Origin of the sequence: Massilia sp. LXY-6 (assembly GCF_051233485.1) — a bacterium.
Lineage (GTDB): Bacteria > Pseudomonadota > Gammaproteobacteria > Burkholderiales > Burkholderiaceae_D > Telluria.
In genome coordinates this window covers 1-17,124 of sequence record NZ_JBKFGF010000040.1, presented here as the reverse complement: position 1 = coordinate 17,124, position 17,124 = coordinate 1, and the positions used below count along the sequence as shown (strand labels likewise).

Genomic DNA, 17,124 nt, shown 5'->3' with positions numbered 1-17,124 from the left:
ATGGATTAGTGATAGTAGGACATCACGCCCGGTTCGATCTTGCCGAGGAAGCCAGGAGGATATTTTTCGCGCAGCCAGAACTCTTTCTTGCCCTGCACGTTGATCAAGGTTGGCATACTGGTTTCGGCGGCAGTCTTGTAGGCGCGCTGCAAGGCCGGCAGGAAATCCTTGGGATGGGTGACATAGATGCCATGGGCGCCCAGTGCCTCCGCCATCTTGTCGTAACGGATGTTTTCCTGGAACAGGTGCATGGGGACGACCTTCGGTTCGTCTTCCTGCAGATACCAGGTGCCCCAGGCGTTGTTGTTGTAGACGATGATGATGGCTGGGATGCGCAGCTTGGCCAGGGTTTCCATCTCCATGCCGGAATAGCCGAACGCGGCGTCGCCCATGATGGTGATGGTCGGGTGCCCCTTGTAGGCCGCCTGCACGCCATGGCCTTCCTTGACCGCGATGCCGCTGCCGACTGCATAGCCGACGTCGGCGCCGACGGTGCCGAACTGGTACTGGCCGTTCATGATCTGGGCCGGACGGTAGGCGCGCAGCCAGCGACGGGTGTAGCGCGCGATGCCGAATCCACCGGAGCCGACCAGGATGCGGTCCTTGGGCATGTTGCCCTTGTACAGGAAGTCGGACAGCACCTTGCCGATCACGGCAGGGTGGACCGCGTCCGTGTAGCCCAGCACCTGCTTGTACATGGCTTCGTTTTCAGCTTCGAATTTGTCGCGCGCAGCGGCAATTTCGGCAACCCACGCATCATGGCGCATGGCCGGGCTTTCCTTGGCCAGCATTTCCAGCGCGGCTTTCTCGTCGCTGACGATGCCGACTTCGATCGGCAGGTTGCGGCCGATATCCTCGGCGGCCGGATCGATCCTGATGTAGCGGGCATCCGGGCCGAACGCATACTCGCCTACGCCCGGCATGCAGTATTGGCCGACAAGCATGACCACATCGGCGCTGGCGAGCGCCGACGGGGCGCAGGTGGCAGACAAGGGATGATCGTCGGGGAACTGGCCGCGCATCGGTCCCGACTCCACCACCGGAATCTGGGTCTTTTCGGCAAACTGGCGCAAGGCATCCCATGCCTTGCTATAAAACACACCGGTGCTCGAGACGATAATCGGCCGTTTTGCCTGTCCGAGCAGGGCGATGGCCTTGGCCACATGGGCCGGCGAAGGATTCGCCTTGGCGTCCGTGCGGTAGTGGTTCTTGTCGAAGTTGTAAACGACATCGCTTGGTTTGCTGAGCCGCGTATCGGTCGCTTCTGCCGTGAAGTTCAGGTGCACGGGACCCGGCACGCCGGTTTTGAGCTGGCGGAACGCATAGGCAGCGTACTCGTGATTGCGATGGGCATTCACCAGGCGCTTCTGCCACTTGACCATGTGCTGGGTCACGCTTTCCTGTTCCATCACCTGGATGGCTGCCTCGGTGTCTTCTTCCTTGACGCTCTTGTTGCTCGCCAGCGACAGAATCGGCGTGCGGGCTGCCTTCGCGTTGGCCAAGCCTGATATCAGATTGGTGAACCCCGGGCCTTCGGTGCCGGAAGTCGCTGAAATCTCGCCGGTGACGCGGGTGAACGCATCGGCGGCATGCACCATGGAGCGCTCGTCACGGCCCGTGTAGACCGGAATGCCGATCCTGGCCATCGCATGCGTCACCGTGTAGTTGCCGGGGCAGCAGAACAGGGCGGCCAGGCCTTCGTCCTTGCATGCCTTGGCGAACAGGCCGGCGCCAGTCGTCGGCAGCGCCACCGGTGTGGCCGGCGTCTGCGCGGCCACGCCAAATGCTTCCGGCAACCTCAGGCTCGCACTCTCGGACGTCTTGGCCTCGGCAACGGATGGTTTCAGTGCGCTTGCGGCCGCAACGCCGCCAGCCGCGAGCAAGCCGGAGGATTTGAGAAAGTCGCGTCGCGAGCGTCGGGTGTCCTGCTGCGATCCAGTGCTCGGAACGCTATCTTCCGGTTTGTTTCCTTTGTACAAAATGGTCTCCAAATGTCCTTAATTGTTGAACTGCGAATCCATTATAGGTAGAAGGGAAAATGTACAATAACGAAATATTTTGTCTTGAAGCATCAATAAAATTGATCGGCGTCACTGTGATCCGTGAACTCAAAACTTTTCTTGCCGTGGTGCGATATGGAACCTTCGCGAGCGCCGGTTACCAGATCGGCCTGACCCAGTCGGCCGTCAGCGCCCAGATCCAGCGCCTGGAAGAAGATCTTGGATTCCTGCTGTTCGACCGGACCGGACGCTCGGCGGTATTGAACGCCGCAGGCAGGCAAACGGTGGCGCTTGCCGAAGAACTGCTGAATGTGTATGCCAAGCTCTCGGATCAGGGCGATACGGCGGAAAAAACCGGCCTGATCCGCGCGGGCGCCATCGCCTCCGTGCAGGCTTCGTTCCTCGTGCATGCCATCGAGGGGTTCCGCCAGAAGTTGCCGGGGTGGCGGGTGCGGGTCGTGCCGGGTGTCTCACTGAATCTACTGGCGCAGGTCGATTCCGGCGAAATGGATGCTGCGGTGATCATCCGGCCGCCATTCTCCTTGCCGGGGGAACTGACGTGGCAGTCCCTGCTTGCGGAGCCATTCGTCCTGGCAGTATCAGCCGAACTGGCCGGCCAGCCATGGCGTGAGGTGCTGAAGTCGCGGCCCTTCATCCGTTATGACCGTAATTCTTACGGTGGGCGGCTCGTGGACCGGTTCCTGAAAAAGAACCGCATCGCCGTCGATGATGTGGTCGAACTGGACGAGTTGCAGGGTATCGTCGGACTCGTGCAACAGCGCGTTGGTGTTGCCCTCATCCCGCAGGCGTCATCCCTGCTCATGCCCGAAGGGGTGAGCGTGCTGGCCCTGGGAGCCGACACCTTCTACCGCGAGATCGGACTTGTGCAGCCGAACACGCGTGGCCTGCACGCCGCGGCTCTGCATTTTGCCGCCTGCGTGATCGCGGCGGCCGGGAACCAGGCTGCCGCACCGTCGGCATGATGCGCACGCCAGCCATCGAGGCCGGACCGGGGTCGGATGTGCTACGCTTTTCCCAACTGAACAGTCGATAGCGAGGCAAGGATGGAAAAGGCACAGGGCGGGATCACGCGGCGTCGTTTCGGGGTGGCGATGGCGGCCGGTACGCTGGTGGCGGCGAGCGCCATGCTGACCTCCTGCGCCAGTCTCACCGGCCCGCGCCGCATCGAGATCTCGCAGGCCAGGCTGCAGGCAGGGCTGGAGCGCCGCTTCCCGCTGCGTAACCGCCTGCTCGATCTGTTCGACGTGCAGCTCACCCGGCCGCAGCTGGCGATCCTGCCGGGCAGCGACCGCGTGGCGCTGACGATGGACCTGTCGGTGGCGCCACCCTTCCTGCGCCAGTCCTGGTCCGGCACCATGACCATGTCCGGGCATTTGTACGTGGATGCCGCGCGCAGCGGCGTGTTCATGGCCGACGCCCATGTCGACCGCTTCGACATCCAGGGCATGGACAGCGTCCGCGCCAGGGACCTCGGGCGCGCCGCCGACGTCCTCATGAACCAGCTGGTGCGCGACGTCGCCATCTACAGCTTCCGCATGGAAGACCTGCGCTATGCCGGCGTCCAGTTCGTGCCGACCCGGCTCGACACCGTCCCCGGCGCGCTGGTCGTGACCGTCGAACCGGTGCGTTGAAAGGCGCCGTCGCAAAACCGACACGCCGGGCGCGCACGATTGAATGGCCCCCTGCGCCTGTTGTCTTTACTGCTATCATTTCCCGCAGCTTAAAAGTCTGGCATCGTTCGCTTCGATGAATCGGAGAGTACCGTCACTGTTGCGTCACCAAGACTGTCGTCAGCACGCCATTGCGGAGGTAGCGCAATCGGCGCACACTGAGAACGGCTTCAGACGCGCATCAGCATGCAATGGACAAGCCGCGCTTGCGCTTTCTCATGCACACGGTGTTCCACTAAAGTAATCTTTGCGATACTGAAGTGCTGCCGGTAAGGGGGTGAACTTGGAAACGATACAGGAAAGTCTTCCGGAGAAGAGCTTGGCCGTCGAGCCGCTCGTCGCTGCGTCGATCGGCACCAGTGCCACGCCAGTGCCGGCCCGTCTCAGCCTGCCGCCGAAAGGCTCATGCTGGTACTGCGAAAAACCCTTGGACAGCGTACGCCGCTTCTGCGGCAAATCCTGCTCCGACTCCTTCGACGAAGAAGCGGAATTCACACGATGATCCGCTAGCGCTCCAATAGATCGAGCGCGCCTTCGAAGTCGAAAATGTCGATCGCTGCCGCGACGCGGCGGTAGCGTTCCTCTCCCAATTCCCTCGTCAAGCCTGCCGCGGCTTCCTGCACCAGGTCGACCGCGTCGCCGTTGCCGTCCTCGAGCAGGATACGCAGCCGCGCCAGGACCTTGCCGCACTCGCCGTCCTGCGCCACGGGCGGCGTCGGCGAGATGCCTTCCGCCGCGTCCAGCTCGCGCAGCACCCGCTCGAGCGCGCGCCCCAGCCGCGCCAGCTGCGGGACCGGATCGACACCTTGGCGCAGCGCGTATTCCAGGGCCTGCGCCGCCTGGCGCAACGGGACCGCCTCGATCATGCCGGCCGCGCCCTTCAGGGTATGGGCCAGGCGCTGCGCCAGTTGGACGTCGCCGCGGGCGAGCGCATCGCGGATGGCGTCGGCCGCATGCCGGTACTCCTTGCGAAAGCGTATCAGGACGCGTGCGAACAGGGCGGCATCGCCCATCAGGCGGGCCGCCCCGTTCGCGTAATCGATGGCGGGAGGGGCGGGATCGGGCAGAGGGCCGGCGGTACTGGTCATGGCCCGCTGCTTACTTCGTCGTGAATGACCAGGTCTTGGTCACGGCCGCGCCGCCGACGGTGCCGGTAAAGCTCACGTCGTAGGTCGTGTTCGCGGCCAGCGGGGCCAGCGGAATGATGGCCGCCACCGAGTTCATGGTCGTGTTCGCGTCCTGGCCCTTCACCAGCAGGCGTACTTTGAGGTCGCCGCCGCCGCGCGGGCGCACCGTGAAGCTCTGCACGGCCACGGTTTCGGTCAGGTTGGCGTGAATGCTGATCGGGTAGCCGACCTCGTTGAGGTCCGGGACCGGATCCGGTTCCTCGTAATCGCTCAGGAAATTCGGCGGCACGCCGGTCTGGCCATTGACGGGCCAGGTGGCGATGGCATGGCTGGGCAGGCCCGGGCTGTAGCCGCGGGTCGCCCCGAGTTCGGTCGTGAAGTACAGGTAGTTGGCCGAGGTCTTGGCCGAGCCGGCGCCCATCTCCCTGAACAGCGGTTCGAACATCACGAAGCGGTGGTAGATCGCGGTGACCAGTTGTTCGGCCATGTAGAAGCCGGTGTTGTTATTGGTGGCGGCGATGATCTCGCCGACGATGTTGTCGCCCTGCAGGGCATAGCCGGCGGCCTCCACGCGGTTTTTTTCATCGGCTCCCGTAAAACCGGGTTTGGTCGGGTCCTCGGTGTGGGTCACTTTGCCGTTCAGGCGCTGGTAATCGGAGTGGGCCTGGGCGGCGTGGTCGAGCATGCCGTTCCGCGCCAGCACGCCGACGCCGGCCTGAGCGCGCCGGTAATTGATCCAGTTGAAGCCGTCCGTCGCCACATCGCTCGTCAGGGCCGGTGCCGAGGCGTCCTGCCCCGAGAACCCGGTCGACGTACCGCCGGTAACGCCGCTCGCGCTGCCGCTGCTCGAGCCGTTGCTGTTCGAGCCGCCGCCGCAGGCAGCCAGCGCCAGCGCGGCGACGCAGGCGGCAACGATGTGCTTCGCAGGATACGTTTTATTCATCATGTAAGACTCCCAACTCCCGTCAATACCGGGCACAAAGAGCTCCCATTCTAGGCCAATTCGGCATTCCATGACGGTCCGGCGCGATAAATCGGTTCGATACGTAAGCCCATGTAAAATAAGCTATTCTTTCCTTTATCGAGCCGTCGATTTGAAGCCTAGCCGCCAGCAGCGCCTCGCGCGCGCCAAGTTCGCCCTGCCCAGTTTCGTGACCCTGCTGTCGATCGCCTGCGGTTTCGGCAGCATCGTCATCTCAGTCGACAACGCCCCGATCGGCGACCCCGGCGACTACCGCCTGGCCGCCATCCTGCTGGTGCTGGCCGGCGTGTTCGACGCCCTCGACGGCTTCGTGGCGCGCGCCACCAATACCCAGTCGGACTTCGGCGTCCAGCTCGACTCGATCGCCGACGTGATGAACTTCGGCTGCGCCCCCGGCCTGCTGCTGTACTGCTACGGCTTCGCGCAGATGAGCGCCTCGCATCCGACCCTGGTGCGCATGGGCGGCCTGGCCTGCTTCGTGTTCGTGGCCTGCGGCGCATTGCGCCTGGCGCGCTTCAACGTCATGGTGGGCCGCACCGATCCGCGTTATTTCGTCGGCATGCCGATCACCGCCGGCGCGGCCTGCGTGGCCTCGGTGGTGGTGGCCTGGCCCGACCCGGCATCCGGCATGGGCCAGGCCTTCCTGGTGATGCTGCTGATGGTGGCGGTCGGCGCGCTGATGGTGTCGACGCTGCGCTTCCCCAGCTCCAAGCAGCCGAAGTCGAAGGCGACCCTCGTCGCGCTGGGCGTGTGCGTGCTGCTGCTGGCGCTTCTGCAGACGCGCTTCTTCGCGCTGTTCTTCGTGCTGTATATCGGCGCGACGCTGCTGCTGAACATCGCGTGGCACGGCGGCTGGCGCGGGATCGCGCCGCCCAAAGTCTACGAGGAGTAAAACGGTCCGGGGGACCGTTTTACGAAGGGATCAAGCAAATTTATCGAAAAGCGCCGCCAGATGAGCGGCGCTTTGTTTTGCCTCGTCCAGATCCGCCGCATTGCCGGTCTGGTTGACGATGCTGGCCGTGAGCAGCTGCACGAAGGAGCGGTCGAGCGCCTTGCGCGCCGCCGCCATCTGCTGGGCCACGGCGTCGCAGTCGGAGGGCGCATCGGCCAGCGCCACCAGCTTCTGGATGCCGCGCAGCTGGCCTTCGACCCGTGCCAGGCGGTTCAGCAAATCCTTCTTCTGCTGTGCGCTGAGGGCGCGGCCTTCGACGGTCTTCATGTTCAGGCGACTTCGTGGCCGCGCGCCGCGCGCAGGATCGCGAACCAGTCGGTGCGCGACAGCTTGAAGGAGGTGCCGGCCACCGCCACCGCGATCGCCTCGACGCGGCCGCTGCCGGTCAGCGGGATCGGGTGCGAGGGCAACTGCATGATCCAGGCAAAGATCACGCTGGCGAAGGGCTGGCACAGGCGGTCGGCGATCTCCTTGACCACCAGGCGCAGGTTCTCGGCGTTTGCCTCGTTCGAGGTGAACAGGCGCCCGCCGGCCAGCGGCGACCAGATCATCGGTGCGATGCCCAGGTCCTGCAGGCCGTCGAAGGTCTCGTCGAACATCGGCGCCACGTGCAGCGGCGAGAACTCGACCTGATTGGTGGCCAGTTCGACGCGACGGTTCAGCGCCTCGAACTGGTGACGGCTGAAGTTCGACACGCCCACGTGGAGCACCTTGCCGGCCTGTTTGAGGCGCGTGAAGGCTTCGGCGACCTCGTCGAAGTCCATCAGCGGATCCGGGCGGTGGATCAGCAGCAGGTCGAGGCGGTCGGTATGCAACTGGCGCAGCGATTCCTCGGCGGACGTCACGATGTGGCTGGCCGTGGTGTCGTAATGCTGGATCGTGTGTTCCGGGCGCTTGTTGGAGAGCAGCTTGATGCCGCACTTGCTGACCAGCTGGATGCGGTCGCGCAGCGAAGGCTGGGCGCGCAGGGCTTCGCCGAACAGGCCTTCGACCCCGTAGTTGCCGTAGATGTCGGCATGGTCGAAGGAAGTCACGCCCATCGCCACGCACTGCTCGATCAGCGCGACGCGCTGCTCGACCGTCATGTTCCACTCGACCATGCGCCACATGCCGGCGACGATCCGGGACAGTTCGAGTCCGTTCGCGCGGGTGGCGATGCGGGGGCAGTGCAGGTCGCGGGGGAGGGCGTGGGTCATGGCGGGTGTTCCTTTGATCGGTTCGAACGATTATAGCTGGAGCGTAAACGTAGGGTGGGCACCCCGTGCCCACGCGTGACGCCGGCATCATGCTGGCTTCTCCACGTGGGCACATGGTGCCCACCCTACGGTCATTCCGGCTGCGCCGAAATTACTTCATCCACAGGCGCATCGAGTCCCAGGCACGCCCGATGATGGTCGCTTCCGACACCTCTTCCAGCGAGACCACCGGCAGCGCCAGCAGCGGTTTGCCGTCGACCATCATTTTCAGGGTGCCGACGCGGCCGTTCAGGGCCAGCGGGGCGACCAGCGGGTCCTTGCGTTCCAGGACCGGTTTCATTTTCTGCGCCACGCCCTTCGGCACGGTCACCAGCACGTCGTTGGTGAAGCCGATCTTGACGTTCGACTTCGAACCCTTCCACACTTCCGGGGTGGCGATCGCCTGGCCCTTCGAGTACAGCTTGACGGTGTCGAAGTTCTGGAAGCCCCAGTTCAGCAGCTTCTGGCTTTCGGCGGTACGGTTGCCGTCCGAGGTGGCGCCGGACAGCACCGAGATCAGGCGGCGCTCGCCGGACGTGCCGTTCGGACGGTGGGCCGAGGCGATCATCGAAAAGCCCGACGCTTCGGTGTGGCCGGTCTTCATGCCGTCCACGGTCGGGTCCAGCCACAGCAGGCGGTTGCGGTTCTGCTGCTTGATCTTGTTATAAGTGAATTCCTTGACCGAGTCGATCTTGTAGAACTCGGGGAAGTCCTTGATCACGTGCGAGGCCAGGATCGACAGGTCGCGCGCGGTCGAGAAGTTGTCCGGGCTGGGCAGGCCGTGCGGATTGGCGAAGCGGGTGTTCTTCATGCCCATGCGCTGGGCTTGTTCGTTCATCAGGTGGACGAAGGTGGCTTCATCGCCGGCGACCGCTTCGGCCAGCGCCACCGCGGCGTCGTTGCCCGACTGGACCATCAGGCCGTACAGCAGGTCGTTGACCGAGACCGGCGTGGCCGGGTCGATGAACATCTTCGAGCTGCTGCCGTCGACCTTCCAAGCGCGCACCGACACGTTGACCTTCTGGTCCAGCGCGATCTTCTTGTCGCGGAGGGCGCCGAATACCACGTAGGCGGTCATGACCTTGGTGAGCGAAGCCGGCTCGATGCGGGTATCCGCATCCTGCGAAGCGATGATCTGGCCGCTGGTGACATCCAGCAGCGTCCAGGAACGGGCGGCGATTTGCGGGGCCGGCACTTGCTGTGCGTTGGCGGCCGACATCAGAAGGGCGCTGGCGGCCAGGGCCGCGATTAACTTTTTCATGGGAGGCAAGAGGAAATCAGAGGGACGATGACGCATAGACAATGCCCGAGAGCATTGCCTAAAACAAAGACGGACCATTATAGGCCAGTGATCGCCTCAAATGTCACGCCGCCACATTTGCGCGACAAGATTTTTAATGTGAACCAGCTTGCGGTGGAAGAAATGGTCGGCGCCGGGAATCACGGTAACGGGGATGTCCAGCGGTCGCGCCCAGTCGAACACCTGTTGCAGCGTGATCGTATCGTCAAGTTCGCCGTGGATCAGGATGGTGTCGCTTGGCACGGGCGGCATCGGCCATTTGCCGGCGGCGGTGCCGACCAGTACCAGGCGCTCGGCCGGGCGGCCCTCGGCTTCCAGGCGCTGCTGCAGCTGGGCCTGCACAAAGGTGCCGAACGAGAAGCCGGTCAGGGCGATCGGCAGGCCCGGATATTCCTTGGCCATGTGATCGAACATGATCGCCATGTCGTCCACTTCGCCGCGGCCATCGTCGTACGTGCCCTCGGACTCGCCGACGCCGCGGAAGTTAAAGCGGGCCGTCACGTAGCCCATGCCGACGAAGGCGCGCGCCAGCGTCTGCGCGACCTTGTTTTCCATCGTGCCGCCGTACAGCGGATGCGGGTGGGCCACCAGGGCGATGCCGACCGGCGTGCCTTCCGGCTCGTCCAGCAGGCACTCCATCTTGCCGGCGTGGCCGGTCAGGTAAAACTTTTGCGAATGCTTGTTCATTGATGAAGCGTCGTTCAGATTTTCAGGCGCTCGACCACTTCGCCCTTGATCAGGTGGCGGTCGATGATTTCGTCGATGTCGGAAGTGTCCACATAGGTGTACCAGGTGCCTTGCGGGTAGACCACCACCACCGGGCCCTCCTCGCAGCGGTCCAGGCAGCCGGACTGGTTGATGCGCACCTTGCCCTGGCCGTTCAGGCCGAGTTCCTTGATGCGTTTCTTGGCGTGCTTCTGGGCGGTTTCCGCACCGTGCTTGCCGCAGCTGGGGCGGCAGCCTTCGCCTTCGCGCACGTTCATGCAAAAGAACACGTGGTGTTCGTAAAAAGGTTTGTCGTCGCTCATGTCGTTCTCGAATGGTCTACGCGTGCTCGCGCATTTTCTCTAATGATACGCGCTAATCATTGGCGGTTCAGGCGGTGCGAGGGCAGCAGCAGGAACCAGAGCGCAAAGAAGGGCCAGGCCATGCCGAGGAACTGGGCCGCGCCGTTGAAGTTCAGGAATTTACCCTGCTGCCAGGCCTGCAGGGTGGCGACGAAATACGGGTTCGCCGGGATCGTGTTCACGACGATCAGGGCCAGCACCAGGGTCACCACGGCCAGGCGGCGCTGCGCGACCTGGGGGGCGAAGGCCAGGCCGGAAAGCATGATCAGGCCGATCAGGAAGCCGCCCTGGGCGCCGGGCGTGATCCATGTGAGGGCGTTATCCGGGGAGAAGAACAGCGAGCTGGCCAAGGTCTTGACCAGCAGGCCGGTGCCGACCAGGGCGAGCATCAGCCAGATCCGCGGTGCGCCGCGCCGGGCCAGGCACAGCAGGGTGAGGGCGGCGCCGCTCATGCCGCAGGCCGTGATCACGATCTCCGACAGCCAGTACTGCTCGACCGTCATGCCGGCGCTGCCGCGGATCAGGGTCACCAGGTCGATGTCGGTGCCGAGCCAATCGGACAGCCATTCCGACAGCAGCGGCAGGATCTGGCCGTTGCCGAACAGGTAACCCTGCGGATAGACCTGGGCCAGCGGCCACAGCGCGACCAGCACCAGGCCCTGGCTGGCATACGCGGCGAACCAGCGCTGGCGCAGGCGCTGCAGGCGGCTGTGGTCGAGCAGCAGCGGGGCGAACAACAGCCCGAGCAGCGCCCCGGCCAGGCAGCCACCGGCATTCGTCACGAGGTCGAGGTTCGAGGGCACCCGTGTGGGCAGGTAGTTCTGCACCGTCTCCATGGTGCCCGACACCAGCAGTCCGCACATAGCCGCCACCACCACCGCCCACACGCCGCGCACCAGCGGATGCAGGGCCAGTACCAGCAGCACGCCGAACGGCATGTAGCCGACGATGTTGACCATCACGTCGAAGCCGGTCCAGTAGCGTTGCGGCTGCAGGTTCAGGAAGGCGAACGGCGACAGCCCGGTGCTGCGCCAGCCGGAGAACGGAAACCAGCTCGCGTAGATGATCAGCAGCAGATAGGCCAGCAGGGCGGCGCGCGCGACCGGAGACGCGCGCGGCCGCGCCGGGTCTTGCGTGTCGGTCATCGGCGATTCAGGTCGAGGGTGCCGAGCCAGGCCACGATGTCGGCGGCGATGGCGTCGGTGCTGGCAGCCAGTGCGCGCGCCCCGCCGGCCGCGTCAAGCGTGCCGGCGGCGGTGCTGCGGACGAAGCTGCGCTGGTCGACCAGCACATGGCCCCGGAACACCGAGGCACGCAGCGCCACCTGGCCTTCGCTCTGGGTCGCGCTGCGGAAGTCGTGGACGAATTCGTCGACGTCGACGCGCAGGATCGGGATGCCGTTCGACGCGTCGGTTTCCGACAGCACCTTGGCGCCGGACTGCGCGATCCGGGTCTTGAGTCGCTGGGTCATCATCTGCAGCGGGTTCGCGGTCCAGCGGCTGTTGGCATAGGAGCGCGCCTGCAGGGCGTCGGCATAGCTCAGTCGGTAGAACATGCGCTCGTTCTCGAGGGCGCTCGAGCCGGTGACGTCGGTGACGACGATCGCGCCCAGCGCCGCCTGTACGGGCTGCGCCGTTTGCGCGGCGGCCGGCGGAGCGGCGGGGCCGAAGTCGAACTGGGTGTTCGGCTCGCCCTTCTGCGAGGCGCAGCCGGTCAGCAGGAGGCCGGCGGCGGCCAGGACGGCGATGAGACGGTGCGGTAGCAAGGTCACGGTTTCCTCATGGAGTCATTTGGTCGGAGGGACGAAGCCGGGCTCGCCGGGGCCGGGTTGGGCCTTGGGGCCGCCGAACAGGATACTCTGCGGCCGGTCGCCGATGTTGGTCACGGTGCGCCGTACGGCGCGCAGCGAGATGCGGGCCTCGTCGGTCATGTCGGTCAGGTGCGGCAGGGTGCGCATCTCGAGGTCGGACGTCACGCCCTCCAGCGAGGCGATGGCGCCGGCGGCGCGGTCGATCGGCCCGCCCGGCGCCTGCAGGTTGGTGGCCAGGCGGTCGTAGTTGCGCACGGCGCTGGTGGCGCTGGTGGACAGCTCGTTCACCGAGCTCATGGTGCGATCCAGCTTGGCGGTCAGCTCCGGCATGCGCGCCAGGGTCGGCTGCAGCTGTTTCGGGATCTCGCCATAGGCCTGGGCCGCCTTGCTGATGTTGTCGACCGCGCCCGTGATCTTGTCGGCGTTTTCCTGGCTCAGGATGCTGTTCAGGCTGTTCGTGATCTGCTCGGTCTTCTCGAGGATGGACAGGCCGCGCTTTTCGAGCTGGTCCAGCAGCCCGGGGCGCAGCGGAATGCGCGCCACGTGGCTCTTGTCGCTTTTCAGCAGCGGCGAGCCGGTACGGTCGTCGTCCAGTTGGATGAAGGCGATGCCGGTCACGCCCTGGTAGCCGAGCGAGGCGAAGGTGGTGGTGGTGACCGGCGCGTTATCGGCGATCGACAGCCTGATCAGGATCTGGCCGGTGACGCGCGGGTCGAACACGATGTCGTCGACGCGCCCGACCTCCAGGCCGCGGTAGCGCACCGCGGCCTGCGGGTTCAGGCCGGGGATGGTCTGGGTGGTGACGATCTCGTAGGGGTGCATCGTGGTGCGGTCGCGGTTGAACCACAGCCCGATCAGGACCGCCGCCACCAGCAGCGCGACCGTGAAAAAGCCCGTCATCAGGGCATACGATCTGTTTTCCATGTCAGTCTTCCGATTCCTTTCCTGCGTAGCGCTCTTCCAGCACTTCCAGCGCACGCTGGCCGCGCGGGCCGAGGAAAAATTGTTTGATGAAGGGGTGCTTCACGCGCAGCACGTCGCATGCGGGGCCTACCGCCAGCACGTGCTTCTCGGCCAGTACCGCGATGCGCGAGGACAGCGCGAACAGCGTGTCCAGGTCGTGCGTGACCATCACCACGGTCAGGCGCAGCTCGTTGTGCAGGGTCTGGATCAGCTCCACGAAAGTGTCCGACAGGTCGGGATCCAGGCCGGCGGTGGGCTCGTCCAGGAACAATAGCTGGGGTTCGAGCGCGAGGGCGCGCGCCAGGGCGGCACGCTTGATCATCCCGCCCGACAGGTCGGAGGGCATCTTGTTGGCGTCGCCCGGACCCAGGCCCACCATGTCCATCTTCAGCAGCACGGCGTCGCGGACCACGTCCTCGGGAAGGGAGCGCAGCTCGCGCAGCGGCAGCGCGATGTTGTCGAACACCGTCAGCGCCGAATACAGGGCGCCCTGCTGGAACAGCATGCCCCAGTGGTTGCGCATGCGCTGCAGCTGTTCCGGGCTGGCACTGCTGACGTCCTCGCCGAACACCGTCACCGAGCCGCTCGACGGATGTTCCAGGCCCAGCATCTGGCGCAGCAGCACGGTCTTGCCGGTGCCGGACCCGCCGACGATCGACAGGATCTCGCCCGCGTAAATATCGAGGTTCAGGTCCTGGTGCACCACGGTGCGGCCGAAGCGGGTCCAGAGGTTGCGGATCTGGACCACCGGCGGTCCGACTTTTTCGTCCGGCTTGAGATTCAGGGGTTTGCTTCTCGAGTCGGTCATCAGTCGAACCCCACGCCGGAAAAGACGATCGCGAACACGGCGTTGGCCATGATGACGACGGTGATGGCGGTGACCACCGAGGTCGTGGTGAGACGCCCCAGACTCTCGGTGTTCGGCTTGATGCGCAGCCCGAAGTGGCAGGCGGTGAGGGCGATCAGCATGCCGAACACGACGCCCTTGCCCAGGCCGATCATGTAGTTCACGATCGGCACCGCCGACGGCAGCTTTTGGATGAAGTAGCGCAGCGCCAGGTGCAGTTCGACCTTCGCCGCCAGCATGCCGCCCAGCAGGGCCATGGCATCGGTCCACACCACCAGCAGCGGCATCGCGATCGCCAGCGCGAGCACCTTCGGCATGATCAGGCGGAAGCCGTGCGAAATGCCCATCACCAGCATCGCATCGAGTTCCTCGGTCACCCGCATCACCCCCAGCTGCGCCGTGATCGAGGAGCCGGAGCGGCCCGCCACCAGGATCGCCGCCAGCAGCGGCCCGAGTTCGCGGATGACGGCCATGCCGAGGATGTTGACCAGGTAGATGTCGCCGCCGAACATGCGTAGCTGCTGGGCCGACAGGTAGGACAGCACGATCCCGATCAGGAACCCGACCAGGGCCGTGATCCCCAGCGCCTGGAAACCGGAATGGTAGATGTTGGCGGAGATCTCGCGCCACGGGCCCGACATCGGGTGGCGGATGAAGCGGCCGACGTCCTGCACTACCTGGCCGATCAGGACCACCACGCTCTTCATGTGCTCGAAGAAGGACAGTACGCCCGAGCCCAGCTTGATCACCCAGTTCAGGGGACTGGAGCGCACGCGCGGCAGGTCGATGTGGCCGGCCTTCTCGAGGCGCGCAAACAGCTCCTCCTGCCTGGGGTCGAGCGTCAAGCGGCTGGGGCGCTGCTTGCCCCAGGCGCTCCAGAACATCTGGGCGCCAATGTGGTCGAGGCTCACCACTTCCGACAGGTCCCAGGCCAGCGAAGGCTTGCCGGCCAGCCCGGCCAGGGTCTTGTTGATGCTCTTGATCGCCCCGCGTCTGGCCAATGCATGCACCTGCCATACGCCGCGCGCCACCACGGATTGCTCCGCGCCGGTGGTCCGGCCATCCGGGCTGGGATGTTCGATAGTTAATGTTGGCGCATTTTCAATCCGCATTACGGCAGTGTAAAAGAGATTCGTGGTGGCTGCCACACGCGCGGCGGTAGGGTACCGATGCCGTGCCTTCAGGCGGCAAGGTGGCGCACCTGGCGCTCGGGCGCGGCGGCGGCCGGCTTCTGCTCGCTTCTGGGTTTGCCGGAAGCCTTGTCGACGTTGCCGGCATAGTCGCTGGCCAGCAGCGCCTTCGCCGCCTGTTCGGGCATTCCCTGCAGCTGCAGCCATTCTTGCACCAGTTTCGCCAGGCGGTCGAGGGCGATGCGGTGGGTGGCGTCGGTCCGGGTATACATCCAGTCTGAAAAGGCCATGAAGTTCGCGAACGGGGCGTCATTCATGAGCGTCTTGACGGTGTGCGCGAAGCGGCCGGAGTTCGCCACCAGGTCCCAGTAGCGCGCAAAGCGTACCAGCCGCTGCATGGTGGCGAAGTCGATACGGTCGGTGGCCAGCACGGTATAGGGGGGATAGGGATCGAACACAATCTTGAACGGCTCGGTGTGGCGGATGATCGGCGTGCCACGCAGGCGCTTCAGGATGCCGAACTGGATCTCGTGCGGACCAAGCGCCACCAGCATGTCGAAGCCGCGCGCGAAACTGTCGACGTCTTCGCCCGGCAGGCCGGCGATCAGGTCGACGTGCAGGTGGGCGTGCGAGTGCTCATGCAGCCAGCGGATGTTGTCCGCAGCCTTGGCGTTGTCCTGGCGCCGGCTGACCAATGCCTGGACCTCGGGGTTGAAGCTCTGGATGCCGATCTCGAACTGCAGGGCGCCCGGCGGGAATTGCGCGATGGTCGCCTTCAGCGCTTCCGGCAGGTGGTCGGGAACCAGCTCGAAGTGGGCGTACACCGGATCGTTCGGGTTCGCGGCCAGCTTATCGAGGAAGAATTGCATGATGCGCTGGCTGGTCTTGACGTTCAGGTTGAAGGTGCGATCGACGAACTTGAACAGGCGGGCGCCGCGCTGGTGCAGTCCCTCCATCTCGGCCAGGAAGACGTCGAGCTCGAAGGGCCAGGCGGTCTTGTCCAGCGAGGACAGGCAGAATTCGCACTTGAACGGGCAGCCGCGCGAGGCTTCCACGTAGATGGTGCGATGGGCGATGTCGTCGTCGCTATATAGAGAGTAGGGCAGCGCGATGTCGGCCATTGGCGGCTGGACGCCGGCGTGGACCTTCATCAGCGGTGTCGGGCCGTGCAGGATCTCGCCGCACAGCTTGGGGAAACTGACGTCGCCCCAGCCCGTGACGACGTAGTCGGCCAGGCGGACGATTTCCTGCTTGTCGGTCTCGTGCGAGACCTCGGGGCCTCCCAGCACGACCGTCACCTCGGGAGCGACGCGCTTGAGCATGGCGACGACCCTGGCCGTTTCTTCGACGTTCCATATATAGACGCCGAAGCCGACGATGCGCGGCTGACGTGCTAGCAGGCGTTCGACCACCTCGGTCGTCTTCGCCCCGATGACGAATTCCATCAGCGCCGTCTGCTCCTGCAGCGCCCCCATATTGGCCAGCAGGTAGCGCAGGCCCAGCGAAGCGTGGGCATAGCGGGCGTTGAGGGTAGAAAGCAGGATGGTCATGGCGGTGCGGATCGGAATCGGGACGGCAAAGCGTGCATTGTACCGGCACGGCGCCCCGGCCGCGGCTGATCCTGCGCTTGCGGGCCTTGCGGGCTTATCCCGGCTTTGATATGATTCGCTCCCTCGTTGAAAGCGATCGCCGATGCAAGCTTTACGGCAGTTTCAGCGGGGTGTGTCCGAAAGGCACGATGCAAGAAAGAAGTTGACGAACACTGCGAAACACTGCATAATCTCGCTTCTCTGCTGCTGACGAACAAAACGATTCGCAGAACGCAGCAAGGCAGTACCGAATAAGTTCTTTAACAATCAACAGTCGATAAGTGTGGGCGTTTGATGAAGTGCCAGCAGTTGCGAGGTTTTTTAACTGAGCGCTGCTGAATGCTTAAATTATCAAATGTTCACAAAAAGTATAACGTTGCTCAGCAATGAGTAACGGTCAGTATTTTGAGTGAGCGACCCTTGAGAAATCA

Annotated in this window: 18 protein-coding genes and 1 pseudogene; 4 read left to right on the top strand and 15 right to left on the bottom strand. The window is 64.5% G+C overall.

Annotation, left to right across the window (positions count from 1 at the left end; genetic code table 11):
* Positions 1–5: 5 nt before the first annotated feature.
* Both ACI48D_RS17950 and ACI48D_RS17945 read right to left on the bottom strand, forming a co-directional pair.
* A complete protein-coding gene (locus ACI48D_RS17950) occupies positions 6–1,796 on the bottom strand; it encodes a thiamine pyrophosphate-binding protein (RefSeq protein ID WP_435572748.1) in 1,791 nt (596 codons plus the stop codon).
* A 39-nt stretch (positions 1,797–1,835) separates the two neighbouring features.
* A pseudogene (locus ACI48D_RS17945) lies at positions 1,836–1,979 on the bottom strand (twin-arginine translocation signal domain-containing protein); the annotation flags it as partial.
* Positions 1,980–2,095: 116 nt separating this feature from the next.
* Here ACI48D_RS17945 and ACI48D_RS17940 point away from each other — a divergent pair.
* From ACI48D_RS17940 to ACI48D_RS17930, 3 genes are all read left to right on the top strand, one after another.
* Entirely contained in the window at positions 2,096–2,983 is an 888-nt protein-coding gene (locus ACI48D_RS17940; RefSeq protein WP_435572747.1) for a LysR family transcriptional regulator, read from the top strand.
* 81 nt (positions 2,984–3,064) lie between these two features.
* Complete coding sequence (locus ACI48D_RS17935; protein WP_435572608.1) at positions 3,065–3,652, top strand: DUF1439 domain-containing protein; 588 nt, start codon at positions 3,065–3,067, stop codon at positions 3,650–3,652.
* A gap of 322 nt (positions 3,653–3,974) precedes the next feature.
* A complete protein-coding gene (locus ACI48D_RS17930) occupies positions 3,975–4,193 on the top strand; it encodes a hypothetical protein (protein WP_435572607.1) in 219 nt (72 codons plus the stop codon).
* 4 nt (positions 4,194–4,197) lie between these two features.
* Here the strand turns inward: ACI48D_RS17930 and ACI48D_RS17925 are convergent, their stop codons facing one another.
* Positions 4,198–4,779: an Hpt domain-containing protein gene (locus ACI48D_RS17925; RefSeq protein ID WP_435572606.1), complete on the bottom strand. Its 582-nt coding sequence runs from the start codon at positions 4,777–4,779 to the stop codon at positions 4,198–4,200.
* A 10-nt stretch (positions 4,780–4,789) separates the two neighbouring features.
* A complete protein-coding gene (locus tag ACI48D_RS17920) occupies positions 4,790–5,764 on the bottom strand; it encodes a CAP domain-containing protein (protein ID WP_435572605.1) in 975 nt (324 codons plus the stop codon).
* A 148-nt stretch (positions 5,765–5,912) separates the two neighbouring features.
* On the opposite strand from ACI48D_RS17920, the gene pssA reads away from it, so the two are divergent.
* Positions 5,913–6,692 (top strand): CDP-diacylglycerol--serine O-phosphatidyltransferase, encoded by a 780-nt coding sequence (pssA, locus tag ACI48D_RS17915; RefSeq protein ID WP_435572604.1) that lies wholly within the window; start codon positions 5,913–5,915, stop codon positions 6,690–6,692.
* A gap of 30 nt (positions 6,693–6,722) precedes the next feature.
* Here the strand turns inward: pssA and ACI48D_RS17910 are convergent, their stop codons facing one another.
* The 11 genes from ACI48D_RS17910 to ACI48D_RS17860 form a co-directional block, all read right to left on the bottom strand.
* The gene (locus ACI48D_RS17910) at positions 6,723–7,019 is read right to left on the bottom strand and encodes a metal-sensitive transcriptional regulator (protein ID WP_435572603.1); all 297 of its coding nucleotides are present in this window, start codon (positions 7,017–7,019) and stop codon (positions 6,723–6,725) included.
* Between the two features lie 2 nt (positions 7,020–7,021).
* Positions 7,022–7,948, bottom strand: a complete 927-nt coding sequence (locus ACI48D_RS17905) for an aldo/keto reductase (RefSeq protein WP_435572602.1) — start codon at positions 7,946–7,948, stop codon at positions 7,022–7,024.
* Positions 7,949–8,099: 151 nt separating this feature from the next.
* Positions 8,100–9,248, bottom strand: coding sequence for a D-alanyl-D-alanine carboxypeptidase family protein (locus ACI48D_RS17900; RefSeq protein ID WP_435572601.1), 1,149 nt, complete (start codon positions 9,246–9,248; stop codon positions 8,100–8,102).
* 96 nt (positions 9,249–9,344) lie between these two features.
* Entirely contained in the window at positions 9,345–9,974 is a 630-nt protein-coding gene (locus ACI48D_RS17895) for an alpha/beta hydrolase (RefSeq protein ID WP_435572600.1), read from the bottom strand.
* A 14-nt stretch (positions 9,975–9,988) separates the two neighbouring features.
* The gene (locus tag ACI48D_RS17890) at positions 9,989–10,315 is read right to left on the bottom strand and encodes a (2Fe-2S) ferredoxin domain-containing protein (protein ID WP_435572599.1); all 327 of its coding nucleotides are present in this window, start codon (positions 10,313–10,315) and stop codon (positions 9,989–9,991) included.
* A gap of 56 nt (positions 10,316–10,371) precedes the next feature.
* The gene (locus ACI48D_RS17885) at positions 10,372–11,499 is read right to left on the bottom strand and encodes a VanZ family protein (protein WP_435572598.1); all 1,128 of its coding nucleotides are present in this window, start codon (positions 11,497–11,499) and stop codon (positions 10,372–10,374) included.
* Entirely contained in the window at positions 11,496–12,125 is a 630-nt protein-coding gene (locus ACI48D_RS17880) for an ABC-type transport auxiliary lipoprotein family protein (protein WP_435572597.1), read from the bottom strand. Before ACI48D_RS17880 ends, ACI48D_RS17885 begins: the two co-directional genes overlap by 4 nt.
* 15 nt (positions 12,126–12,140) lie before the next feature.
* Complete coding sequence (locus tag ACI48D_RS17875; RefSeq protein WP_435572596.1) at positions 12,141–13,088, bottom strand: MlaD family protein; 948 nt, start codon at positions 13,086–13,088, stop codon at positions 12,141–12,143.
* Between the two features lies 1 nt (position 13,089).
* Positions 13,090–13,935, bottom strand: a complete 846-nt coding sequence (locus ACI48D_RS17870) for an ABC transporter ATP-binding protein (protein ID WP_435572595.1) — start codon at positions 13,933–13,935, stop codon at positions 13,090–13,092.
* On the bottom strand, positions 13,935–15,086 hold the full coding sequence (locus ACI48D_RS17865; RefSeq protein WP_435572594.1) for an MlaE family ABC transporter permease: 1,152 nt from the start codon (positions 15,084–15,086) through the stop codon (positions 13,935–13,937). Before ACI48D_RS17865 ends, ACI48D_RS17870 begins: the two co-directional genes overlap by 1 nt.
* A gap of 68 nt (positions 15,087–15,154) precedes the next feature.
* Positions 15,155–16,654: a DUF4080 domain-containing protein gene (locus tag ACI48D_RS17860; RefSeq protein WP_435572593.1), complete on the bottom strand. Its 1,500-nt coding sequence runs from the start codon at positions 16,652–16,654 to the stop codon at positions 15,155–15,157.
* Positions 16,655–17,124: the final 470 nt, after the last annotated feature.